Source organism: Streptomyces griseus subsp. griseus (assembly GCF_000720255.1).
In the GTDB taxonomy this organism is placed as follows: domain Bacteria; phylum Actinomycetota; class Actinomycetes; order Streptomycetales; family Streptomycetaceae; genus Streptomyces; species Streptomyces griseus_I.
Window position 1 is genome coordinate 1 of the sequence record NZ_JOJE01000138.1, and the last position, 703, is coordinate 703.

Below are 703 nucleotides of genomic sequence, written 5' to 3' on the forward strand. Positions count from 1 at the left end.
CGCCACGGACCTGTTCGACCGGCCCACGATCGAGCGGATGGCGGGCTGGCTTGCGCGGTTCCTGGAGGAGGTCCTGGCGGCCCCGGAGCAGCCGGTCAGCCGGGCACGCATCCTGGACGACGCCGAACTGAGCCTGGTACTCCAGGAATGGAACGACACCGGCCGGGAGGTGCCCGGTGGCACGCTGCCCGAGTTGTTCGAGGAGCAGGTGGCACGGACGCCAGACGCGACGGCGCTGGTCTTCGACGGCACCGAGCTGTCGTATCGCGAGCTGAACGAACGGGTGAACCGTCTCGCCCATCTGCTGGTTGAGCAGGGTGCCGGCCCGGAGCGCTTCGTCGCCGTTGCCCTGCCCCGCTCCCTTGACCTGGTCGTCACGCTGCTCGCAGTACTGAAGACCGGTGCGGCGTATGTGCCCATCGACCCGGACCATCCGGCCGACCGCATCGCCTACGTCCTCGACGACGCCGCCCCTATGTGCGTGATCTCCGGACTTGGGGCGGAAGGCGTCCTGCCGGAGGGCACGGCCCGGATTCTGCTGGATGACCCGGAGATACGGGTTCGGTTGGCCGTTGCCGACCACGAGAACCTCGCTGCGGTGGCTCCGGGCACGCCGGCGTATGTGATCTATACGTCGGGTTCGACGGGTCGGCCCAAGGGTGTGGTGGTTGAGCATCGGTCGGTGGTCGACTACGTGTCCTGG

General features: G+C 68.4%; 1 protein-coding gene. It reads left to right on the forward strand.

What is annotated here, in order from left to right:
- The coding region (locus IG99_RS43485) for an AMP-binding protein (protein WP_037684568.1) at positions 1-703 on the forward strand (703 nt) is incomplete at both ends.